Raw genomic sequence first — 22,295 nt, 5'->3', positions numbered from 1 at the left:
TGTTTTGGGGAATCTTATAGGAGCCCTCGGGTTTGCATTTTCGGCAGACGGTTTGTATGATGAGGTCAAAACAGCCTTTACATTAAAGGAGACAGGTCATGAGTAACGTTCCGAAAATACTGATCGTTGCCGGTGCGGTTCTTATCGTGATTGGCTTGCTGTGGATGTTCTTGGGGAGGTTTGTGCAACTGGGGCGGCTTCCGGGGGATATTGCGGTCGAACGCGGCAATTTTCGGTTCTACTTCCCGATCGTAACGTGTATCGTGCTCAGTGTCGTGTTCTCTATAATCATGGCCGTGATTCGGTGGTTTATGAAGTGATCCATCTAGGGGGGAGACCCTCCATCCAAGAACTGGCTGCTTGGCTGTTCGCTTCTGCCGCCTCCATAAAACTGCAAAAATCTTTTGCAGTTTTATACTTCGGCGGCCTGCCAGTGATGAAAGTTGCAGGGAGGGAGGGGTACTCCCCTCAATCTCCCCCTATAACCGCAAAATCGCATCCTTATGGAGTTCGTACTTTGTAACGTGCTTTCCTTCCGGTCCTGCGACTGCGAGGAGAACCCCTTTCGCGCTTAACGATTGCAGCGTACGTACAGCGGTCCGATGATTGAGGCCCAGGTGGGTCTCAACATCCACGGGTCGCAGCGGCCGGGCAAGCGTGCAGGCTAGGCGCAAAATCTCCCGCTCCCTTAGCGTAAGCGGATCGGCTGGGGAAGCGGCCGGCAAGTAGCGGTTGAGCACCATACGAAGCAGGGTGACGCACAGTTCCGGCCGGTTGGCGACATCATCGTAGGCGAAAGAAATCACCTGAAACCCCATCGCGGCCAAAAACGTTTCCCGGTTCAGCTCATAGCAATACTTTTGCCTGTCCATATCTTTGACATGGGGGCCATAGCCTTTAATTTCAATAACCAGCTTGACCGGCCCAGCTAACCAAACGAAATCGCAAAAATAGGACAATCCCCTCCAGTCCAACACTTCGTACTCCGGGTGCAGCCCCTCGAAGTTACCTTGAACCTCCCACCACACCTTTCGGCAAAAGAGCTTTTCGGCCTCTCGATGCCCGCGTTCCAAACGTCCTTTGCGTTCACCGGTCCTACGCTTCAGGTGCTCCTCAATAAATGCGGCGTGCGCTTGTTCAAACGCCATCTCCGTTCCCATCATTCCATCCCTCCCAGGAAAAAAAGAAAACGCCCCGGCTCCATCAACCTAAATGGATCGGGACGTTCTTCGTCTTATGGCCATTATACCTGGCAGAAGACGTCTTGGAAACTATCTTATTCGCAGCCTGTGTCGTGAGGGACAGATTCACCGCTAAGGCGAACTGTCCCCATATTTGTTGACGTAATGCGAAAGGGCCAAGAGCGGCCAGATATATCGATAGCTGTGATAGTGCACGTAAAAATAACCCGGCAACCCGGCTCCCGTTGGATAAGTGGAGGGCCAGTCATCCTCATGCAATAGCGCGATCAACCGGGCAACGCCTCGCTCGATCTCCGGCGCCCGCCGATCGTGGACGGCGATCAGCGCATCCAACGCCCAGGCGGTTTGGGACGGCGTGCTGGCATGGAGCGGGACGTATCGTCTCACCTGATCGCTGCGGCATGATTCGCCCCAGCCGCCATCTGCATTTTGGATGCGGATCAGCCAGTTAGCCGCCTTGGCGATGCCCGGGTGATCGGCGGGCATGCCCACGGCCATCAGCCCGGTGAGTGCCGCCCAGGTCCCGTAGATGTAACAGATCCCCCAGCGACCATACCAAGAGCCGTCCGCCTCCTGATGGCTCAGCAACCAGTCAGCCCCGCGGGCAACCCAATCCTGCCGAACGCTCAGCTTGGCGAAGTTACCCAAATACTCCAGCGTCCTTCCGGTCAAGTCCGCTTCGGAAGGATCCGTGGCTGCGGATTTCGCCCCTTCAATCGCCAGCCAGGTGAGCATTTCTTTGTTGGTGTTTTTTTCGAAAGCCGGCCAGCCGCCGTCGTTATTTTGCATCGACCAGACCCAGTTGAGCCCGCGGTTCCATGCGCCTAAGACCGCAGGTTCGCTGCCGTGTAAGGCAGATAGGGCACGGAGGGCGGCGGTGGTGTCGTCAACGTCAGGGACGAACGTATTTGTCTCCGAGAAACCCCAGCCGCCGGGTACGATGCCCGGATTATGAATCTGCCAATCGCCGGGGCGGCGATGCTGACGGTTCCGCAGGTAATCGGCGGCCCGTTGAATGGCCGGATGGGAAGATGAAACCCCTGCTTCCTGTAAAGCGTAGGAGATCAACGCGGTATCCCAAACGGTGGAAGGGGAGTTCTGGATCGTGACATAGCGGGTTCCTCCTTGGCCGGTGCTGTCCACCGTAAACTTCATCTGAGATAACCCTTCAACCGCACGTTGGATCACCGGATGCTGCGGTTCGTATCCCAGCGCCAGCAAGGCGAACACCATCAGCACAGTACAGCTGGCGTACGTGTACAGCGTCCCGTCGCCTTCAATCCGATCCAGCATGTATTGCTCGGCTCGGTTTACAGCAGCTTGCCGGATGCGCCGGGGTGTACCTACCAGATGCGCCAGCCCCGATTGGATGAGCTTCAGCGGTTCCCGGCTTTCCGGGGTTAGCGTGAGCGGGTCTTCCTCCCCGTTGCGGGCGTCGAGAAACAGCTCACTTAAATCGGGCGTCCGCACCGATCTGGTGCGAAAGTTTCGCTCGGCCATGATCAGAAGCGGCACGAGATGAACTCGCGAATATCCGGAGAAATCATAAAAGTTCAGGGGTAACGATTCGGGCAGCAGCAGGATTTCGATGGGGATGAGCGATAAGGAGGCCGGCCATTTTCTTTGTCCAGTGGCGGCCAGGATGGCTTTGGTGAGCAGGCTTCGCGCTTGACCAATGCCGCCCCGATCCAGGATATATCGTTTCGCCCGTTGGATCGGTTCATCCTCCGGCCGGCTGTATCCGGAGCACAGCAAGGCGTAGTATGCCTCAACCGTAGCGGACAAATGGCCCTCCTTGTCGTCATGATACCATCGCCAGCAGCCCTCCGGCTGCTGGGCGGCGACGATGCGATCGTGCAGCTGTCGGATCAATTCCTCCTTGTCGACATTTAACGTGCGAAGGAGAATGATCGTGCACGCGTCAATCGTGATGCCGTTTTCGAAGCAAAAGCGCCACGAACCGTCCGGCTCCTGCCGCTGAATCAGTTCCTCGGATAATCGTTGTATTTCTTCCCGGATCTCGCCGTTGCTCAGTGCCATCCTTGCTCCCTCCCTTTACCTGTCACCTCATTATATGAGTGGGGGATGGTGTAAAGTCCGGCGATAATTCGGTATAGTAGATGGAAGAAGTTTGGTGATGAGGATCCTATAGACCGTTACCTAAAAGAGAGGGAACCAAGTGATGACGACAAGACTTTATTTTGACGATGCCTATTTAACCGATTGGACCACCCGCGTCAAGGACAAGCTGGAGCGGGAGGACGGCGTTTACGTCGTGCTGGAAGAGAGCGCCTTTTACCCCCATGGGGGCGGACAGCCCAACGATACCGGAAGGATTGGCGGGATTCCTGTTCTGGATGTGATTAGTGAAGGCGATGAGGTGCTGCATAAGGTGGAGCGTTTCCCAGAGGAGGCCCAGGTGCGCTGCGAAATCGACTGGAACCGCCGGTTTGACCATATGCAGCAGCATAGCGGACAACATCTGTTATCTGCGGTTTGCCGCGAGCTTTATGAGGCGATGACCTTGAGCTTTCACCTGGGTGAAGATTATTGCACCATCGATGTGGACCGGCCCGAGCTGTCATCGGAACAGCTGGAAGCCATTGAACGCGAAGCAAACCGCCATATCTATTTGAATCACAAAATCTCCGGCTACTTTGTCACGCAGGAGGAGGCGTCCCGACTGCCGCTCGTGAAGCCGCCGAAGGCGGTGGACCGCGTCCGCATCGTCGAGATGGAAGATGTGGAGTACAACGGTTGCGGAGGTACGCATGTGGCGGCGACCGGCGCGATCGGGATGATTAAGCTGCTGAAGACCGAGAAGCAGAAAGGGAATGTCCGGATCTTTTTCAAATGTGGATACCGAGCCTTAAGAGAGTTTCAGGAGCAGCAACATATCTTAGGCTCCATCACCGCCAAATTAAGAACAGGCCGGGACAGCATTCTAGAGCGCCTCGACAAATGGGAGGACGAGCAGAAGCGACTGCAACGGGAGTTCGATACGTTAAAAGAAGCGATGGACGAAATGACCGTTCGTGAGTTGCTTACCAAGCGGGAAGGCGGGATCATTGCGCAAATTTTCGCGAACAAGTCCTTGAAGGATTTGCAGATCCTCGCACAAAAGCTGACGGCGCATAGTGATGCAGCGGTCCTGCTGGCAACGGAAGCCGAGCAGAAGGTGGTGCTGGCCCATAACGGCAGCCGTTCGCTGTCCTGCGGCGCATTCTTCAAGGAGCATCTCTCTGCATACGGAGGCAAAGGCGGCGGCAGCGACAAGCTGGCACAGGCCGGATTCAGCAGCTGGGAGGATGCGCTCACATTTTATGAGTTTGTTAAACAAGGGCTGTAATGAAAAATACCGGGCGTCAACCATGCGGATGCTCACGGATCAAATCGACAAAACGTTGAACCGCTGGAGACAGCGGTTCATTTTTTCGCGTATAGACCGAGATCGTATTCATCAGGTCCACGCCTTCAACGAAGACGCGGCTCAGTTGTCCGCGCTCCACGTATTCCCTCACCACCAGCGCTGAAACGAAGCTGGCCCCGTACCCGGCAATCACGGCTTTGACGGTTTCGTTTAACCCGTTAAACTGCAAGGCGATGCGTGGCGCAGGAGCATTGTAGGTACGGCATAACGCCATAAATCGCTCCCGCGTCGAGCTGCCGATCTCCCTCATAACAAAAGGTTCCTTGACCATGTCGTGTAAGGAGACGCGTTGTCCCGCATACCGGTGTTTTGGGGAGACCACAAACCACAATTCGTCCCGGAACATTTCCTCCGCGTAAACGGATTCGGGGTGAGCTTCCGGCAATCCGCCGTAGATCGCCAAATCCACCTCCAAATTCAGCAGTTGCTTTAGCGCATCCGTCGAATTTGTGGTGTTGATGCTCATCTCCACATGCTCGTATTGCGATTTGAATTTCGCGATCCAGGTCGGGACGAGGAAGTGCGCGGGCAAATAGGTGGCTGCCAGCCGGATATGACCCAGCTCCCCCATTTTGTAATTTTGTAAAAACTGCTCGATTTGCTGCTCTACCGCAAAGAGGCGTCTGCTGTATGTAAACAGCTTGTTCCCGACGTCGGTTAAGGCGATGCCGCGTCCTTGTGCTTTCAGCAGGGGCAACCCCAGCTCTTTTTCCAGCTTTCGGATCTGGGTGGAGATGGCCGGCTGGCTGATGTTTAATAGCTCCGAAGCGCGCGTCACACTGCCCGTCTCCGCAATGACGTGAAACAGCCGTAAAGCATGCAAATTCATTCCATCTAGCCCCTTTCATCGTGGAGGAGCGGCTTGTCCAACACTTGGCCGACGCTTTGAAATCCGGGGAATGGGACCGCAAATACGGAGCTTACCGAACCATGCCCGCCATGACAGGTTCACTCCGGCTGATCGTTAGCGAATCCAAAGCATGATGAAAAAGTCCATTGTCTTATAAGCCGTCTTCACCGCAAACGCGCGTGAGGCGGCTTTTTTGCGTTTTCTTTACCGTGCGATAACGATTTTGACGCCCCCTTGATCTATGCCTAACGTTCCGCTGACATCCAAGCTATACACTGGCAGAGGAATTCGAACAAACCCACATCAACCTGCACAAAAAAGGAGGCTTCCGTCATGAGCGAGCTGGATCACCAGGTGAGTCTGCCATCTAGGGGCCATTCCGTGCCGTCTGCCTCTGCTGCGACTCGTCGCCCTGCCCATGCCGCAACCTTAAGACAACAGAAATATCGAGAACATGCGCTGGCCTACACGTTTCTAGCTCCATCGCTGCTCCTGTTCGGCGTATTTTTGTTCTACCCGCTGCTAAAGTCGGTGTACTTGAGCTTACACAGCACCGACCCGACTGGCCGGATCGCCTCATTTGTTGGCTTCGACAATTTTACTAGCCTTTTTACTTCCGGCTTGTTTGCCAGCGGCATGAAGGTGACGGCGCTCTTTGCCTTATTCACCGTGCCGACTGGAATGCTGATCGCCTTGGTGCTCGCGGCATTAACGCATCATCTTCGGCGGGGAAAACGGTTTTTCCAGTTCGCCTACTCGCTGCCGTTGGTGCTCTCCGTTGGTTCAGCGGCTGTCATCTGGAAGTTTCTGTTTCACCCTACATTAGGCATGCTTAACTACTTGCTTGGTTTGGCCGGTATTCGTCCGGTACCTTGGCTGATCAGTCCTGACTGGGCTTTGTGGTCCGTGTCGCTGATGACCGTTTGGATGAATATGGGCTTTAATTACATCATCCTGTCCAGCGGGATGCAGGGAGTTCCCGACGAGCTGTACGAAAGTGCCAAGATCGATGGAGCCGGACCGCTGACAACGTTTCGCAAAATTACGCTGCCGCTCCTGTCACCAACGTTATTTTTCCTCTTGGTTGTGTCCATCATCAGCGCTTTCCAGTCGTTTGGGCAGATCAACATTCTGACATCGGGTGGGCCGATGAACCGTACGAACGTATTCGTCTACACGATCTACCAGGAGGCATTCGTGAACTTCCGGTTTGGAACGGGCAGCGCCCAAGCGCTTCTGCTATTCCTGGTAATCCTGCTGTTGACCTTGATCCAGTTCAATTGGGTGGAAAGGAAAGTTCACTATCAATGAACAAGCTGACCTTAAGCCAAATTGTCGTTCTGTTGTTCATGACCGTTGCCGCCGTACTTGTGCTTTATCCGATTGTTTACAGCCTGTTTATGTCCGTGATGACGCCACAGGAAGCCAGCGCCTATCCACCGCATTTGGTGCCGCATTCGCTGCATTTGACCAACTTCACCGAGGTGCTTCGTATCGTTCCGATCGCCGTGTTTATCGGGAATACCTTCCTGGTCTCCGGCATTGTGATGGTCGGTCAACTGATCACCTCCAGCCTGGCAGCCTATGCCTTCGCCAAAATGGAGTTCAAGGGCAAAGGCCTGATGTTCAGCTTGTTTGTCGCCACGATGATGGTGCCTTGGGAAGTGACGATGATTCCCAACTATTTAACCGTACGCAGCTTAAATTGGCTGGACAGCTACCAGGGGCTGATCGTCCCGTTTTTGGCTACCGCCTTCGGGACGTTTCTGCTTCGTCAGTTTTTCCTGCAGCTGCCGAAGGAACTGTTCGAGGCTGCGAAGATCGATGGTTGCGGGCATGTCCGGTACTTCCTGTTTCATGTGCTTCCGCTGGCTAGACCGGCGCTTGGAACGTTGGCGGTGTACTCTTTTTTGAGCATGTACAACAGTTATCTGTGGCCGCTTCTGATCACAAACAGCAAATCGATGCGCACGGTGCAGATCGGTATCTCCATGCTGGAATTCCAGGAGACAACCTCCTGGAACCTCGTATTCGCGGGGATTACGCTGGTCATTCTGCCGTCCTTGCTGCTATTGGTGTTTGGACTCAAGCAGCTCGTTCGCGGGATGGCGGCGGGAGCGCTGAAAGGATAAGGGATATCCAAATCATTTGATGAGGGAGAGATTCGAATAATGAAAAGCTTTCGCTTCAAAAGTATTCTGCTGCTCATGGCAGCGTTGTTGATCGTTATAGCCGGATGCGGCGGGAATACGAATAACGCAGGAAGCAGCACGGCAACAGGGGGAACCAATACTCGCGGTGAAGATTCGGCCAGCGCCAGTTCTGGGAAGAAGCCGGTGCATCTAACCTGGTGGCACTCGATGTCGGGGGCGGGGGAGAAGGCGATTAACGGGCTAGTCTCGGATTTCAATGCCAGCCAATCCGATATTGAGGTCGAAGCGGTATTCCAAGGAAGTTACGACGAAAGCTTAAATAAGTTGAAAGCTTCACTTGGCTCAAAAAGCGGCCCGGACCTGATCCAGGTGTACGAGATCGGCAGCAAATTTATGATCGACTCCAAGGCGATCACGCCGGTGCAGAAGTTTATTGATGAGGATGGCTACGACCTCTCGCAGTTAGAGCCTAACATTATTCGCTACTACACGATCGGCGGCCAATTAAACGCAATGCCTTTTAATACTTCCAACCCGATTCTCTACTACAACAAGGACGCTTTCAAAGCGGCCGGACTCGATCCTAAAAACCCGCCGAAAACGTTCGAGGAGTTTGAAGCGGCAGCTACCGCATTGACCAAGAAGGGGCAGCCAGGCGCTGCGATCGCCGTTTATGCCTGGCTCATCGAGCAGTGGTTTGCTAGCCAAAATGCCGATTACGTGAATAACGGCAATGGGCGTGAAGGGGATGCCACCGAGTCGCTGCTCGCATCGGAGGCGGGCGTGAACATACTGGAATGGTGGAAAAGGATGGTGGACAATGGGGTGGTAGCCAATCTGGGCCGCAAAACCGATGATACGGACGCCGCCTTTGCTGCAGGCCAAGTGGCCATGACCCTAAATTCAACTGCGGCGCTGCGTAACATCGTGGGAGCGGTTGGCGACAAATTCGAAGTAGGCACCGCCTTCCTGCCAAGACCAGCCAGCGCCAAAGAAGGCGGCGTGATCATTGGCGGCGCCAGCTTGTATATCATGAACAACAAATCGGAAGAACAGCAAAAAGCGGCCTGGGAATTTATCAAATATGTAACCTCCCCGGCTGCGCAGGCGAAATGGAGCGTAAACACCGGCTACTTCCCGATTACGAAGGCGGCTTACGACGAGCAGGTGCTGAAGGATAATATGGTGAAATATCCGCAATTCCAAACCGCCGTAGATCAGTTGCATGCGTCGACCGAATCTACAGCAACCTCCGGTGCGGTTATGGGCGTCTTCCCGGAAGCGCGGCAATTCGTGGAAGCGGCAATTGAGGAAGTGCTGAACGGACAAAAAGCTCCGAAGCAGGCGCTGGAAGACGCCGCCAAGCAAATTACCGAGAAGATCAGGCAGTATAATGTAACGGTGCGAAAATAATCTTACATTTAGTAGTCAAGCCGGGAGATGTCCCGGCTTTTTTTTACGTGGGAAGCTTAACTGTAAATCCTACAGCTAATTTCTAACATTCTCCTCGTGTTCAGAAAATAACAGTAAATCCTACCGTTAATTTTGAGGAAATGTGCACTTCTGGGGAAAACCGCCTGAAATAACGTTACTTTTTCCAGTTAATTAAGCTAAAACAGCGGTTTGGTTTCAAAATAACAGTAGGATTTCCAGTTAGTTGTCTCATTTCCCCGAGCAGAGAGATCGGCAACCGATATTATTCAAACATAAGCCGGGAGGCAGCCTGCAAATCTGCAGCTTACCTCGGCGCCGTCACCTTCGGCCGGGCGTACAGCTTCACGCGCACCCAGAGCATATTAATCAGCAGCAGGATGCCGGAGATCACAAACAAGCCCTCGATGCCGATGTACCCGGCGAGAAAGCCGCCAATCAGCGAGCCCATCATGTTGCCGAGGGCGAGGGTGCTGCTGTTGAAACCAAACGCCCGGCTCTCCATGCCGTCCGGGGTATAATAGCGGATCAGCGCATTGACGCTAGGCAGCAATCCGCCCATGAACACGCCCATCAGGAACCGAACAGCGATCAGCTGCCATACCGTCTGCACGAACGCCTGCGGGATCAGCGTGGCCGCCGCTCCAATCAGGCAATAGGTCAGAATGCGGTGGGCCCCCAGCTTGTCGCTGATTCTGCCGAGAACCGGCGAGGTAATCATATTGGAAATGCCCGTGACGGCGCTGACGAACCCGGCCCAGAATGCCACATCGGCGGTTTGTCCATGCAGCTTCTCTACATAGAGAGGCAGCAGCGACATCGGGCTCAGCATGGCGAACTGCAGCAAGAATGTTACGGCGAACAACGCGGTGAGCTGCGGTGTTTTGTTCAGCTCCAGGAAACCTTGCAACACAGAAGGCTGCGGCGTATGCAGCGCCTCCTCCCGGTCGAACTTCTCGCGTACGAAGAGGAGCGCCAGCATGGATGCGATAAACAGCAGCACCCCGGTAATGTAAAAAATCGGCCGAAATCCAATCCGCTCCGCCATAAGCCCGCCAATCAAAGGTCCGAGGATCGTACCGGCCACGTTGCCGGACTGGATCGTGCCCATCGCAAAGCCCATCCGCTCCTTCGGCGCCGTACCTGAGATCAACGCGACGGAAGCCGGATTAAAGCCGGAGATCGTCCCGTTCAGGAGCCGCAGGCCAAGTAGGTGCCACGGTTGGGTGGCGAAGCCCATCAACGTAATGACGATGGCCATGCCGAAGCCGGAGCGCAGCAGCATAATTTTGCGGCCGTATTTGTCGGCGAGCTTCCCCCATATCGGTTGAAAAATAAACGAAGTCGCGAAGTTAGCGGCAAAAATCATTCCTGCCCACAGCCCAATCGCCTGCTCTCCCTGCACGTGCAAATCCCGCGCTAGGTACAGCGAGAGAAACGGTGTAATCATCGTCATCCCGGCGTTGACCAGAAACTGCCCGAACCAAAGCACAATGAGATTAATCTTCCAGGTATTCAATTGTGCTTTCACTTCCTTTCGCTGGGATTCTAGGATGCGAGAAACCAGATCAGAGTTATACCAGTATACACCATTGAAAACCGGGTCCGGGGCATTCTTCATAGCATCTTCATCCGATTGTCATAGGTTCGCCACGTTGTGATAGTTGTTACTTATTTTTAAGTAGGGCATAATGTAAATTAGAATGTTTATAGTGTAGCTTTAATGATTTGTTATCAAAATTTGGTTTCTACGAGTATTGGAGGCGTGCGGTTTGGTTTACAATGATCGCTTGATCCGGGCCCTGCGGAAGCAGGAGGTGGATCGCCTTCCGGTTTGGTACATGCGCCAGGCGGGCAGGTATGATCCCGATTACCGGAAAATCAAAGAGAAATACAGCTTATTGGAAATTTGCCGGCAGCCGGAGCTGGCGGCGGAAGTGACCATGATGCCCGTCCGTAAGCTTGGCGTGGACGCGGCTATTTTGTATTCCGACATTATGAATCCGGTTGCTTCGCTGGGCGTCAAATTCGACATCGTCAAAAATTTCGGTCCGGTCATCGAACAACCGATCCGTACGCTTGCGGATATTGAGCGGCTTCGGCCTATCGACGTTCACAAGGATTTATCGCATATTTTGGAGACGATCGCGATTTTGGACAAGGAACTGGATGTGCCGCTGATCACATTTGCCGGCGCGCCGTTTACGATTGCCAGCTACTTGATCGAAGGGCGGCCGTCCAAGAGCTACAGCCGCACCAAAGCGATGATGTATGGCGATCCGGAAGCTTGGTTCAAGCTGATGGACAAGCTGGGCGATATGGTGATCACCTACCTGCGGGCCCATGTGGAAAGTGGAGGCAAGGCGTTCCAACTGTTTGACAGCTGGGTGGGCGCGCTCGCTCCAAAAGATTTCCAGCGGTATGTACTCCCAACGATTACCCGTATTTTTGCCGAACTTCAGGATTTGGATGTACCTAAAATTTATTTTCCTGGCGTCAGCTCGGGAGAGCTGCTGCCGACGTTAACGGATATCGCTGCCGATACCATTGGTCTTGATTGGCGGGTATCGATCTCGGAAGGCCGGCGCCGGACGGGCGGAAAGTTTGCGATGCAAGGCAATTTGGACCCGTATGTGCTGACCGCGCCAATGGACGTCATTAAGGCGCAGGCAAAGGAAATTATCGATGACGGCCTGAACGCCCCTGGATATGTGTTTAACCTGGGCCACGGTCTGTTTCCGGAGGTTTCGCTGGACAAACTGCGCGAGCTGACGGAATTCGTACACGAATATTCAGCGGAAGCCATCATGCATCAACCTGTACGGCGTGCGTAAGACTAAGCCGCATTGAATGTAGCCACACAACTTTTGTACTTGAGGTGAATTGATATCGTGAAATCAAAAATCGGAGTTTTGGTGATGTCTTATGGCACGCCGCAAAGTATGGATCAGGTTGAGGCGTATTATACGCATATTCGGCGTGGACATCCTCCAACCGCAGAACAACTTCAGGAGCTGGTCAGCCGGTATGAGGCGATCGTAGGCGGGGTGTTCCCGCTGCGCGCCAATACCGATAAACAGGTTGCCGCTCTGCAGGAGAGCTTGAACCGGATGTCCGCGAACCTAGATGTTGAATTTGTCTGCTACCAAGGATTAAAACATGCTCATCCCTTTATTGAAGATGGCGTAGAGCAGATGGCGAAAGACGGCATCCGTGAGGCGATTGGCATCGTGCTTGCTCCGCATTATTCCGTAATGAGCATCGGCGGGTATATTAAGCGGACACAAGCGAAAGCGGAGGAACTGGGAGTGTCGGCACGCTTCGTAGAGAGCTATCATATGCATCCGAAGCTGATTGAGGCGTTCGCCCAACGTGTATCCGCTAAGCTGGATCAGTTCGAGGAGGCTGGCGCTTTGCGTGATGAAGTGAAAGTGCTGTTCAGCGCTCACAGCCTGCCGGAGAAAATCTTGCAAATGGGCGATCCGTACCGGGATCAACTGCTGGAGACGTCCCAAGCTGTTGCCGAGAAAGCCGGTGTGAAGAACTGGCAGTTTACGTGGCAAAGTGCCGGACGTACCGCTGACCCTTGGCTTGGGCCGGATATTTTGGACACGCTGAAGGAATTAAGCGAGCAACAGGTAGAGGACGTCTTGGTGGCTCCGGTTGGCTTCGTGTCGGACCATCTGGAAGTGCTGTACGATTTGGACATCGAAGCTAAAACAGTCGCCAAAGAGCTGGATATGCGGCTGGAGCGGATCGAATCGCTGAACACCGAACCTTTGTATATGGAAGCGCTCAGCGACGTCATTATCAAATCTTGGGAAAAGAGATGAGAAGGCATGCGTGATTCTTCACGTCAAGTGGTCATTATCGGCGGGGGGCTGACCGGTCTGTCCGCGGCCTTTTACATTCGGAAATTTTACAAGGAACGGGGTGTTACCCCGCAAATTACGCTGTTGGAGAAGGGGAGCTCCCTAGGCGGCAAAATTGAAACACTGGAGAAGGACGATTTTGTGATCGAGAAAGGTCCGGACTCTTTCCTGGCACGCAAGACGGCGATGATTGATCTGGCGAAGGAGCTGGGGGTGGAAGGCGAACTCGTCTCGATGAATCCGGAGGCCAAGAAGACCTACATCGTCAGCGAAGGGAAGCTGCATCCGATGCCTTCTGGGCTGGTGCTGGGCATCCCGACAGAGCTGGGGCCATTCTTGCGCAGCGGTCTTGTCTCATGGAGTGGCAAAGCCCGGGCGATGCTGGACCTCGTGATGCCGCCTCGGCTCAGCGAAGAGGATGAGTCGCTTGGCGCATTTATCGAGCGCCGGCTGGGTGCCGAAGTGCTGCAAAACATCACCGAGCCGCTGCTCGCGGGCATTTATGCGGGCGACACTTACAACCTCAGCCTGCAATCGACCTTCCCGCAGTTTGGCGAGGTGGAACGGGCATACGGCAGCCTGATTAAAGGCATGATGTCCGGCAAGAAGCCCACGGAGACGCACACCGGCACAAAACGCAGCGCCTTCTTCACGTTCCGCAAAGGGCTGAAGACCTTGGTCAACGGCCTGGTCGAGTCGCTGTCGGATGTGGACTGCCGCTTGCGGACCGAGGTGGTGGAAATTCGCCGCACCGGAACTGACGCGTACGAGGTCGTACTCGCCTCAGGCGAATCGCTCCCGGCGGATGACGTGATCGTTACGGTGCCGGCGTTTGCCGCCGCCGAGCTGCTGCGGCCGCATGTGGATGTGGCCGCGCTGGACGCAGTGAACTACGTGTCCGTGGCTAACGTTGTCATGGCTTTTGATCGCAAGGATGTCACCGGCCAGTTCGACGGCTCAGGCTTCCTCGTGCCGCGCAAGGAAGGCATGAACATCACCGCCTGCACGTGGACCGGCATCAAATGGCTGCACACGAGCCCGGAAGACAAAATGCTGCTGCGCTGCTACGTTGGCCGTTCCGGCGACGAGGAGAAAACGTTTTTGCCTGACGAGGAACTGCTGGAGCTGGTGCTCGGCGATTTGAAGCGGCTGATGAACATCACGGCCCGGCCGTTGTTCACAGAAATTACCCGCCTGCCAAAATCGATGCCGCAGTATCCGGTGGGCCATCTGCAGCAGGTTGCTGAGCTGCGCAGCCAACTGGAGGAGAAGCTGCCTGGCGTATATGCGACGGGGGCGGCATTTTACGGCGTTGGCCTGCCCGACTGTATCAAGCAAGCGAAAGAGCTGGCGGAGCAGATGGCAGACCAGCTGAAGGTCGCTCAAGCTTAAGCCAAAGGCCGGCTAAACGGCCTGACATAGGACTTCCTGACCCCTTGCCCGCAAAATAGGCGAGGGGTTCTATTTATTTCCGGAGACCTGATATAATAAAATCAAACGGTCGGCTTTTAAGCACGAAGGAATGGAGACAGCGCCTTCCATCGTAACGATAGATCTATGCAAAAAGGAGTCCGTAATGTACCCATCAAGATCGGAAAAATACAAGAAGAAACAGCAGGAAAAAAAGCGGCGTCTAAACCGGATTTGGCTGACGTTAAACTTGACTCTCATCACTTTAATTTTCGTGCTGGGAGCTTACTTTTATTTGGAGGAACGCACCGGGCAGGCTGGATTGGACTCGGGAACGGAGCAGCAGCTGCCAGGCGCATGGAGCGACACCGGATCGGATGTTGGCGATCCGACGACCGGAGAGACGCCGATTGTGCAGCCGGATGATCGCGATGCTGCGTCGACGGAAACGGAAGACGAGAGCGAGCAGAATCCAACGAATACAGGTGAGAACTCATCCGGAAAAAATAACACCGATACAGGTAACGAGGATAAAGATGGAGCAACGAATTTGCCATCCAATGCTGGTGCAGACTTAAGCGAGGCAGGCGGCGATGCGGCTCGGCTGTTGGTTCATTTTGCAGGGGATACGATGTTCTCCGGCAAAGTGGAGGAGCGGTTAGAGAAAGCGGGATACGAGCTCCCGTATGAGTACGTGCGGGGATTGTTCCAGAACGACGATTTAAGCGTACTGAATTTAGAGACGCCTATGACGACCGGCGGGGAGCCGGCGGAGGATAAAACCTATGTGTTTAAGTCGCCGCCAAAGGCGATTGGACCGATGGTTCAGGCCGGCGTGGACGCGGTGAATTTGGCGAATAACCATGTGTTGGACCAAGGCGTTCCCGGTCTCCTGGATACGATGAAAGCTCTGCGGCAGCAAAACGTGATGTATGTCGGGGCTGGCAAGAACAGCAAGGAAGCGTACGCTCCGGTTTATCTCGAACGTAGAGGAATCAAGATCGCCCTGTTTGGCTTTAGCCGGGTCGTCCCGGAGCCAGGGTGGGTCGCTGGAGCAAACAAACCGGGGGTAGCCTCCGTGTATGCGCCGGAAGCTGCGCTGAACGCCATTAAGGCGGCCCGCAAGAACTCAGATCTTGTGTTCGTGATCGCCCACTGGGGCAAGGAGCGGACAACCAAACTGGAGAAGCACCAGCAAGAGCTGGCGCACGCCTTCATTGATGCCGGGGCGGATCTGGTCATCGGCGGTCATCCGCATGTGATGCAAGGGCTGGAGCAATACAAAGGCAAATGGATTGCGTACAGTACGGGTAACTTTATTTTTACGAAATCAAAGGATCCGAAGACGTGGGAAACCGCAGTGTTTGCCGCTTCCTGCACACGCGACGGGGATTGCGATCTCAAGCTGATCCCGTTTCGTACAGAACTGGGCCAGCCCGTGCCGATGAGCGCCGAGGACGGAAACAAACTGTTGAAAGAAATCGAAGGCTTCTCGCCGGGGGTACGGATCTCGGAGGACGGAGATGTGAGCGCCTCGAAGACCGGGCGGATTCAAGAATCCGGTACTTCGCTGTCAGCGGATGACCGGACATAAGTGGAAGGTTCGTTTCCGATAAGAAGGAGGCGAGAGCATGCGTAACCCATGCGTTGCCCATCGCGGTTTCTCTGGAATTGCCCCGGAGAACACGATGGCTGCGGTCCAGCTCGCCATGGAGCAGGAGGATGTCCACTGGATCGAAGTTGATGTACAATGTTCAAAGGACGGCGTGCCTTTGCTGATTCATGATTTTACGCTGAACCGCACGACAAACGGAAAGGGACCGGTCAAGGATAAAACCTGGGCGGAGCTGCAAACGCTGGATGCCGGGAGCTGGAAATCCAAGGCCTACCGTGGGGAACGGCTGCCAAGCCTTGATGAATTTTTGGATGCCGTTGCCGGACGACTGCGGGTTAATCTGGAAATCAAGACCGAAGGGAATATGTACCCGGGGCTGGAGGAAAAGGTGGTCGCTGCGGTCAAACGGCGGCATATGGAGCACGAGGTTGTACTGACTTCGTTTGAACCACGGATACTGGCGAAGATCAAGGAGATCGGCCGGGGGATCCGCACGGGTCTGATCATCGACCGGCAGCCCAAAGATTTGCTGCTGCGGCTGAAGCTGTTGCACTGTTCGTTCTTATCGATTTATTATCGCGCATTAACCGCAGAGATGGCTGCCAAAGCGTTTAAACACGGCATTGAGGTGATGGCTTGGACGATGGATGATGTGAAGTCGCTGCGGAAGGTGGCGGCGATGCATCCTGAAATCCTGCTATGCACGAACCGGCCGGATGTCTGGCGCCAAGCGATCGGTAACGGGAAAGTGAAAAATTCGATTGGGAAACCACAATCCCCTGGAGGAGAAGATGACGATGAACAAATTAATCGCTAATGTGTATTGCGTAGGCCGAAATTACCGGGCACATGCCGAGGAGCTTGGCAATGAGGTGCCTACTGAGCCGATGATCTTCCTGAAACCGTCCCATGCGGTGACCGCCATGGACGGCAGGGGGCTGGAGCTTCCGGCGGACCGGGGCTCGGTGCATTATGAAGCTGAGCTGGTGCTGCGTATCGCCCGCGATTATAAGCCGGGGATGACGGTCGACGAATTGGTGGATGTGATCGCGTTTGGGATCGACTTCACGCTGCGCGACGTGCAGAACATCGTCAAAGACAAGGGCAATCCGTGGACGCCGGCCAAAGGCTTCCTGCAATCGGCGCCAATCACGCCATACATCGCTTTCCCCGGCGCGGTGGAGACGGCAAATGAAGATTTTGTGCTGCGGAAGAATGGGGAGATTGTGCAGCGCGGCAATATCAGCCGGATGATTTTCCCGCTGCAGCAAATCGTTGATTATATCGCTGAGCATTATGGGCTGGGCGAAGGCGATTTGATTTTCACCGGAACGCCTGAAGGGGTAGGCCCGGTATATCAAGGGGACAAGCTGGAGCTGTCCTACGGCGATAAAGTGCTTGGCAGCTGCACAGTGGCTGTCGGTCCTTCGGCAAAATGATGATGGATTGGATTATTGGGGCGCTTTGCGCCCTAATCGTGTCTGCAGCCGCCTATAAGAAGCGATCGTTATCGCTCTCCGGCATGCTGGCCGCATGGATCATGGGAACCGTATACTACGGGGCCGGCAACTTGTTCTGGTTTGGGATCTTGCTGCTATTTTTCGTCAGCTCGTCGGTCTTTTCGCATTTTCGCGGGGATCGTAAGGCGGAGCTAGAAAAATCGTATGCCAAGAGCGGCCGCCGGGACGCGGGGCAGGTGCTGGCGAACGGCGGACTGGGGATGCTAGCTTGCCTTGGCAACCTGTTTTGGCCGGATCCGGCGTGGGCCTACTTCTTCGTAGGCACGATGGCCGCAGTAACGGCGGACACGTGGGCAACGGAATGGGGCGGCCTTAGCAAAAGCGAGCCGCGTTCGATTCTGAACGGCCGCCGGGTTCCTCCGGGAACATCGGGCGGGGTGACGCTGCTGGGTAGCACGGCGGCGCTGGCCGGGGCCGTATGCATCGGCGGGGCTGCATGGCTGCTGCGCATGTGGACCGGAGATGACACTTATGCCGGAGTAGGTTCCGCGTTGCTTGCGCTGGTGAAATGGGGGCTGATCGGCGGGATTTCCGGCTTGGCCGGGGCTTTTGCCGACTCCTGGCTGGGCGCGACGGTTCAATATATGCATCGCTGCGTCGTTTGCGGCAAAGAGGTTGAGGTGGCGACGCATTGCGGTCAGGAGACCGTGGTGCTGCGAGGTTTTCGCTGGATAGATAATGATATGGTGAATTTACTCAGTTCCCTGGCGGCGGGTTTGCTGGCTTGGGGAATCGGGATGATAGGATAAAGTAGGGATTCGAGCATGAACATATTAACGGTGGAGCATCTGACCAAAACCTATGGGGAGAAAGTGTTGTTTCAGGACGCTTCCTTTGGCATGGACGAAAACGATAAAATCGGCATCATCGGCGTCAACGGAACGGGCAAATCCACGTTCCTGAAGGTCATCGCCGGTCTGGAACAAGCCGATTCCGGCAAAGTCGCCATCAACCGGGACGTCCGCGTGACGTTTCTGGCGCAAAATCCCGACTATGATCCGGACATCTCCGTGTTGCGCGGCGTGTTCCAAGGCGGCGGGCCTGAGCTCCAATTGGTGTCTGCTTATATGGAGGCAGAGGAAGCGATCGAACGGGAACCGGGGGATGCGGGGCGGCAAGCGGAACTGGCGCGGCTGTCCCAGGAGATGGACCGACTGCAGACATGGACCCTGGTCAGCGAGGCCAAAAGCGTCTTGTCCAAGCTGGGCATCACCGATTTTACCCAGAATATGGGCAGCTTGTCCGGGGGTCAGCGGAAGCGCGTTGCGCTCGCCTCAGCGTTAATTCTCCCATCGGAGCTATTGATTATGGACGAGCCCACCAACCACATCGACAATGAATCCGTCGCTTGGTTGGAGACGTATCTCCAGAAACGGCGCGGGGCGTTGCTCCTGATTACGCATGACCGTTATTTTCTGGACCGCGTCTGCAATGTGATGCTGGAGCTCGATCACGGCCGGTTGTTCCGCTACGAGGCGAATTACAGCCGTTTCCTGGAGCTCAAGAGCGAGCGTGAGGAGCGTGAAGCCGCCTCCGAACAGAAGCGGCAAAATCTGCTGCGGGGTGAGCTCGCTTGGATTCGCCGCGGAGCCAAGGCACGTTCGACCAAGCAGAAGGCGCGGATCGAACGGTTTGAGAAGCTGCAAGCGGCCAAGACGGAATACAAAAGCGACAACCTCGAAATCTCGGTGGCTTCAACTCGATTGGGGCGCAAAATTTTGGAGATCGAAGGGCTGCGTAAATCAATTGAAGGTCGGCTGCTCATCAGGGATCTGACCTACACGGCGGTCCCGGGCGACCGCGTGGGCATCGTGGGGCCTAACGGCAGCGGGAAATCGACGCTGCTGAACATGATCGCCGGTCGAATCGAACCGGATGCCGGCCATATTGTGCTGGGCCAGACGGTGAAGCTGGGTTATTTTACTCAGGAGCATCAGGAAATGGACAGTCAGCAACGGGTGATCGAATATATCAAGGAAGCGGCGGAGGTTGTGACGACGGCGGACGGCTCGCGGATTACCGCATCGCAAATGCTGGAGCGGTTCCTGTTCCCGCCGGAGATGCAATGGACGCCGATCGGCAAGCTGTCGGGCGGTGAGAAGCGGCGACTGTATCTGCTGCGTGTGCTGATGGGAGCGCCTAACGTTTTGCTGCTGGACGAACCAACTAACGATCTCGATATCCAGACGTTGACCGTGCTGGAGGCGTATTTGGATGAGTTCCCCGGCGCCGTCTTTGTTGTCTCCCATGACCGGTATTTCCTCGATCGGACCGTGGACAAGATTATGGCGTTTGAGGGCGGCGGAGTCGTTGCTGTACATGTGGGCGACTATAGCGATTACGAGGAACGGACGCAGGGGAGCGGTGCGAATGGCGCGGGTAAAGGGAGCGAAGGTAGTTCAGCGGCTTCGGGCTCGCGGAAGGCAGGTTCTTCGGACTCAGCGGCTGCCAGAGGTTCAGCCTCCCAAGCCAACACTGGCAACCGCAATTCAGGGCGTGGCGAGAAGCTGAAGTTCAGCTATAACGAGCAGCGGGAGTTCGAAACGATCGACGCGACCATCGAAGCAGCCGAGCAACGTCTTGCCGCTATTTCCGAGGAAATGGAAGCTGCGGCGAGCGATGCCGTTCGCCTGCAGGAGCTGATGCAACAGCAGCAGGAAGCGGAGGCCGAGCTGGACCGGCTGATGGAGCGCTGGACGTATCTGAACGAGCTGGCGGAGAAGATCGAAGCCCAGCGGAACGGGTGAGGGTGGTTGCAACTTTTTCGGGATACGGCGATGCAATTCAGCATTGGATGTTACACTTGCGGCAGGTACAGCAATGAGAGCAACAACATTGTATTCGATTTTTCGCATACAATTGTTCCCTTTTGCGGCGATAACCCGTATTCTATTCGATTTTTCATATAGAATTGAGGGATTTGTCCTTCGGAAGCCGAAATCTATATGAAATTTCATATACATTTCGTCGAAATCCCCAAAACGAGCGAAATCTAATCGATTTTTCATATATAATAGTTCGAGCGGGCGGAATATGGCGGCTTAAAGGTTTTTTTGATTGCCCATTAGTCCTTAAATTCACTTATAGTGAGGAATTAGAAGGATATTTTTACGCCAACTAGGATAACTTCATAGGGAAATCCTTGCAATCTCTTAAACAGGGAGAGCAAGGATTTTTTTACTTCCTTGTAAAATACCAAAATTGACCATAGTATGAAAACAAGATATATTTATTTCATACATATAATTCCAACCTCATTTTATCTAAAGAATGTGTGGTGAGAAAGCCAATGAGTACAGCAACGATTCTGGCGGAAGTTCACTCCTTTATGAAAGAAAATGAGCTAAGTTTAAGTCAATTTTCGGCCAAGTTAAATATTAATGCGGGTACGTTAAGTTATATCCTCAATGGTAACCGCACCTTAACCATCGATCATTTGGATCGAATTACGGAGATCATGGGCTTACCCATGGGGCATTATTATGAGCATTATATTAACGATTATCTCCAAGAGAGAAATCCAGATTGGCGGAGAGTGGCCCCTTTCCTTCGGAAATGTGCTGAATTGAACAAGCTGGATTGCATTCGCAGAACGATATGCATGCTGTTGGATAATTTGACGTACTCTACGTCCTTATTCGAGCTGGCCGAGGAGTTTTATGAGAAGGGATTATATGGTGCTGCGGAGATTCTGTATGAAAATGTGGCCATGAGCGAAACAAAGCAACATTCTGAGCGGTTAGCTTTATGCCAGTATCGGCTGTTTAAGATTCGGATTGGGTCGGACCAGGCTCACAATCTCAAAATTGCTTACCAATTTGAACCCTACGTAGATCGGCTGGATGAGGTTACGCAGTTGGACGCATTAAAGGACTTGGCTAACCTGTACCGCTCGCTTCGTGAGTGGGACCGGCTTGAGGTTCTAGCTCTCGAGATGGAGCGCAAGGCACGCCTCCTCTATTTCAGTAACAGACGCTCAGAAAAGGAATTTTACGAAATGCAACGTCGGCTTAGCAGACCGATGTTTGTATACATTGTTTATGCTAAACTATTATGTGCAGAAGTATATGATGGTAGAGAAGATTATGCTAAAGCGTTGGAGTACACTTATCAATATGCTGATTTGAGCTGGGTACGAGAAACGGATGAGGATACCAAGCATTGGTTAAGTTTATTCCAAAAATGGTCGAGGGCCAACATCTGTGTCAATCGACTCAAGAGCGGTGAAATCGAATATCTACCTGAATACGTAGAGTTTATGGTAGAAAACCCTGATGAATTCATACATTCGATTTCGAATGTGATGTATGCTGCGAACCGATACCATATTAATGTAGATCATATTCTAGATCAATTTAAGTCGGAAATTGAGGTATATATCAATCGTAAACAAACGAATGACTTATATAAAGACCAGGTTCTACCTAATAGTTACAATCAATTTTTGTATGATCTTACCAATTACTATCTACGTAAAAAAGATTACAGACTGGGGTTTAATTATTTGCTGCAAGGCCTTGAGAATTCAGTTATAATAAATAATAAGGAAGGCCTTCTAGATTTTATGATATTATTTGAACTTCATAGGCACATGGCTTCAGTAGAGATCTGTCAGAATTTTAAGAATATTGTAAGTGAGGTGAAACGAGGTTTATGAAATCTAAAGTCGTTGTTATTTTAGCGGTACTTTTTTCTTTAGTTTTTACTGCTCCTAGCGCGATTCACTTAGATCAACCTGCTTACACTACTTATGTTCAAAATGGTGGCGCATAAAAAACTTACATAAGAGACTATTAGAGTTAACGCCTATTC

At 53.6% G+C, this 22,295-nt stretch carries 18 protein-coding genes; 14 read left to right on the top strand and 4 right to left on the bottom strand.

Annotated elements, in window-relative coordinates:
* Nucleotides 1-98 precede the first annotated feature (98 nt).
* A complete protein-coding gene (locus tag ACL02P_RS09530; RefSeq protein WP_009222742.1) occupies nucleotides 99-320 on the top strand; it encodes a DUF2905 domain-containing protein in 222 nt (73 codons plus the stop codon).
* Nucleotides 321-479: 159 nt separating this feature from the next.
* Here the strand turns inward: ACL02P_RS09530 and ACL02P_RS09525 are convergent, their stop codons facing one another.
* Both ACL02P_RS09525 and shc read right to left on the bottom strand, forming a co-directional pair.
* The gene (locus ACL02P_RS09525; protein WP_323076224.1) at nucleotides 480-1,163 is read right to left on the bottom strand and encodes a DUF559 domain-containing protein; all 684 of its coding nucleotides are present in this window, start codon (nucleotides 1,161-1,163) and stop codon (nucleotides 480-482) included.
* Nucleotides 1,164-1,313: 150 nt separating this feature from the next.
* A complete protein-coding gene (shc, locus tag ACL02P_RS09520; protein WP_412837176.1) occupies nucleotides 1,314-3,242 on the bottom strand; it encodes a squalene--hopene cyclase in 1,929 nt (642 codons plus the stop codon).
* A 142-nt stretch (nucleotides 3,243-3,384) separates the two neighbouring features.
* Here shc and ACL02P_RS09515 point away from each other — a divergent pair, with 142 nt between their 5' ends.
* The gene (locus ACL02P_RS09515) at nucleotides 3,385-4,551 is read left to right on the top strand and encodes an alanyl-tRNA editing protein (protein ID WP_339301946.1); all 1,167 of its coding nucleotides are present in this window, start codon (nucleotides 3,385-3,387) and stop codon (nucleotides 4,549-4,551) included.
* A 16-nt stretch (nucleotides 4,552-4,567) separates the two neighbouring features.
* Here the strand turns inward: ACL02P_RS09515 and ACL02P_RS09510 are convergent, their stop codons facing one another.
* Nucleotides 4,568-5,461: a LysR family transcriptional regulator gene (locus ACL02P_RS09510; protein ID WP_339301948.1), complete on the bottom strand. Its 894-nt coding sequence runs from the start codon at nucleotides 5,459-5,461 to the stop codon at nucleotides 4,568-4,570.
* A 354-nt stretch (nucleotides 5,462-5,815) separates the two neighbouring features.
* Here ACL02P_RS09510 and ACL02P_RS09505 point away from each other — a divergent pair, with 354 nt between their 5' ends.
* Genes ACL02P_RS09505 through ACL02P_RS09495 form a run of 3 tightly spaced genes read left to right on the top strand, consistent with a single transcriptional unit; the run spans nucleotide 5,816 to nucleotide 9,048 of the window.
* Nucleotides 5,816-6,793: a carbohydrate ABC transporter permease gene (locus ACL02P_RS09505; protein WP_009222748.1), complete on the top strand. Its 978-nt coding sequence runs from the start codon at nucleotides 5,816-5,818 to the stop codon at nucleotides 6,791-6,793.
* Nucleotides 6,790-7,614 (top strand): carbohydrate ABC transporter permease, encoded by an 825-nt coding sequence (locus ACL02P_RS09500; RefSeq protein WP_009222749.1) that lies wholly within the window; start codon nucleotides 6,790-6,792, stop codon nucleotides 7,612-7,614. The genes ACL02P_RS09505 and ACL02P_RS09500 overlap by 4 nt, the downstream gene beginning before the upstream one ends.
* A 39-nt stretch (nucleotides 7,615-7,653) precedes the next feature.
* The gene (locus ACL02P_RS09495; RefSeq protein ID WP_412837175.1) at nucleotides 7,654-9,048 is read left to right on the top strand and encodes an ABC transporter substrate-binding protein; all 1,395 of its coding nucleotides are present in this window, start codon (nucleotides 7,654-7,656) and stop codon (nucleotides 9,046-9,048) included.
* A gap of 325 nt (nucleotides 9,049-9,373) precedes the next feature.
* On the opposite strand, the gene ACL02P_RS09490 is transcribed toward ACL02P_RS09495, so the two are convergent.
* On the bottom strand, nucleotides 9,374-10,585 hold the full coding sequence (locus ACL02P_RS09490; protein WP_412837174.1) for an MFS transporter: 1,212 nt from the start codon (nucleotides 10,583-10,585) through the stop codon (nucleotides 9,374-9,376).
* 253 nt (nucleotides 10,586-10,838) lie between these two features.
* Between ACL02P_RS09490 and hemE the strand changes: the two genes are divergently transcribed.
* From hemE to ACL02P_RS09445, 9 genes are all read left to right on the top strand, one after another.
* Entirely contained in the window at nucleotides 10,839-11,900 is a 1,062-nt protein-coding gene (hemE, locus tag ACL02P_RS09485) for a uroporphyrinogen decarboxylase (RefSeq protein ID WP_412837173.1), read from the top strand.
* Between the two features lie 57 nt (nucleotides 11,901-11,957).
* The gene (gene hemH, locus ACL02P_RS09480) at nucleotides 11,958-12,899 is read left to right on the top strand and encodes a ferrochelatase (protein WP_412837172.1); all 942 of its coding nucleotides are present in this window, start codon (nucleotides 11,958-11,960) and stop codon (nucleotides 12,897-12,899) included.
* Nucleotides 12,900-12,905: 6 nt separating this feature from the next.
* Nucleotides 12,906-14,330, top strand: coding sequence for a protoporphyrinogen oxidase (gene hemG / locus ACL02P_RS09475; RefSeq protein WP_412837171.1), 1,425 nt, complete (start codon nucleotides 12,906-12,908; stop codon nucleotides 14,328-14,330).
* 184 nt (nucleotides 14,331-14,514) lie between these two features.
* Nucleotides 14,515-15,942, top strand: a complete 1,428-nt coding sequence (locus tag ACL02P_RS09470) for a CapA family protein (RefSeq protein WP_260070027.1) — start codon at nucleotides 14,515-14,517, stop codon at nucleotides 15,940-15,942.
* A gap of 37 nt (nucleotides 15,943-15,979) precedes the next feature.
* Entirely contained in the window at nucleotides 15,980-16,780 is an 801-nt protein-coding gene (locus tag ACL02P_RS09465) for a glycerophosphodiester phosphodiesterase (RefSeq protein ID WP_260070028.1), read from the top strand.
* Nucleotides 16,761-17,402, top strand: coding sequence for a fumarylacetoacetate hydrolase family protein (locus ACL02P_RS09460; RefSeq protein ID WP_260070029.1), 642 nt, complete (start codon nucleotides 16,761-16,763; stop codon nucleotides 17,400-17,402). Before ACL02P_RS09465 ends, ACL02P_RS09460 begins: the two co-directional genes overlap by 20 nt.
* A 2-nt stretch (nucleotides 17,403-17,404) precedes the next feature.
* A complete protein-coding gene (locus tag ACL02P_RS09455; protein ID WP_412837329.1) occupies nucleotides 17,405-18,232 on the top strand; it encodes a DUF92 domain-containing protein in 828 nt (275 codons plus the stop codon).
* A gap of 15 nt (nucleotides 18,233-18,247) precedes the next feature.
* Nucleotides 18,248-20,230 carry an ABC-F family ATP-binding cassette domain-containing protein gene (locus ACL02P_RS09450; protein ID WP_260070031.1) on the top strand — a complete coding sequence of 661 codons (1,983 nt, stop codon included), beginning with the start codon at nucleotides 18,248-18,250 and terminating at the stop codon, nucleotides 20,228-20,230.
* A 542-nt stretch (nucleotides 20,231-20,772) separates the two neighbouring features.
* Nucleotides 20,773-22,140, top strand: a complete 1,368-nt coding sequence (locus tag ACL02P_RS09445) for a helix-turn-helix domain-containing protein (protein WP_412837170.1) — start codon at nucleotides 20,773-20,775, stop codon at nucleotides 22,138-22,140.
* The last annotated feature ends 155 nt before the right edge of the window (nucleotides 22,141-22,295 follow it).

It is taken from the genome of Paenibacillus sp. MB22_1 (assembly GCF_047200555.1).
Taxonomy (GTDB): Bacteria; Bacillota; Bacilli; order Paenibacillales; family Paenibacillaceae; genus Fontibacillus; species Fontibacillus phoenicis.
This window is presented reverse-complemented; position numbering and strand designations above follow the sequence as displayed.

Bases quoted from the DNA above. Each gene is read 5' to 3' on its own strand.
- ACL02P_RS09500 (WP_009222749.1), top strand. From the start codon at position 6,790: ATGAACAAGCTGACCTTAAGCCAAATTGTCGTTCTGTTGTTCATGACC.
- ACL02P_RS09525 (WP_323076224.1), bottom strand. From the start codon at position 1,163: ATGATGGGAACGGAGATGGCGTTTGAACAAGCGCACGCCGCATTTATT.
- ACL02P_RS09460 (WP_260070029.1), top strand. From the start codon at position 16,761: ATGAACAAATTAATCGCTAATGTGTATTGCGTAGGCCGAAATTACCGG.
- ACL02P_RS09530 (WP_009222742.1), top strand. From the start codon at position 99: ATGAGTAACGTTCCGAAAATACTGATCGTTGCCGGTGCGGTTCTTATC.
- ACL02P_RS09465 (WP_260070028.1), top strand. From the start codon at position 15,980: ATGCGTAACCCATGCGTTGCCCATCGCGGTTTCTCTGGAATTGCCCCG.
- ACL02P_RS09455 (WP_412837329.1), top strand. From the start codon at position 17,405: ATGGATTGGATTATTGGGGCGCTTTGCGCCCTAATCGTGTCTGCAGCC.
- ACL02P_RS09450 (WP_260070031.1), top strand. From the start codon at position 18,248: ATGAACATATTAACGGTGGAGCATCTGACCAAAACCTATGGGGAGAAA.
- ACL02P_RS09515 (WP_339301946.1), top strand. From the start codon at position 3,385: ATGACGACAAGACTTTATTTTGACGATGCCTATTTAACCGATTGGACC.
- ACL02P_RS09445 (WP_412837170.1), top strand. From the start codon at position 20,773: ATGAGTACAGCAACGATTCTGGCGGAAGTTCACTCCTTTATGAAAGAA.
- ACL02P_RS09505 (WP_009222748.1), top strand. From the start codon at position 5,816: ATGAGCGAGCTGGATCACCAGGTGAGTCTGCCATCTAGGGGCCATTCC.
- ACL02P_RS09495 (WP_412837175.1), top strand. From the start codon at position 7,654: ATGAAAAGCTTTCGCTTCAAAAGTATTCTGCTGCTCATGGCAGCGTTG.
- shc (WP_412837176.1), bottom strand. From the start codon at position 3,242: ATGGCACTGAGCAACGGCGAGATCCGGGAAGAAATACAACGATTATCC.
- ACL02P_RS09510 (WP_339301948.1), bottom strand. From the start codon at position 5,461: ATGAATTTGCATGCTTTACGGCTGTTTCACGTCATTGCGGAGACGGGC.
- hemG (WP_412837171.1), top strand. From the start codon at position 12,906: ATGCGTGATTCTTCACGTCAAGTGGTCATTATCGGCGGGGGGCTGACC.
- ACL02P_RS09470 (WP_260070027.1), top strand. From the start codon at position 14,515: ATGTACCCATCAAGATCGGAAAAATACAAGAAGAAACAGCAGGAAAAA.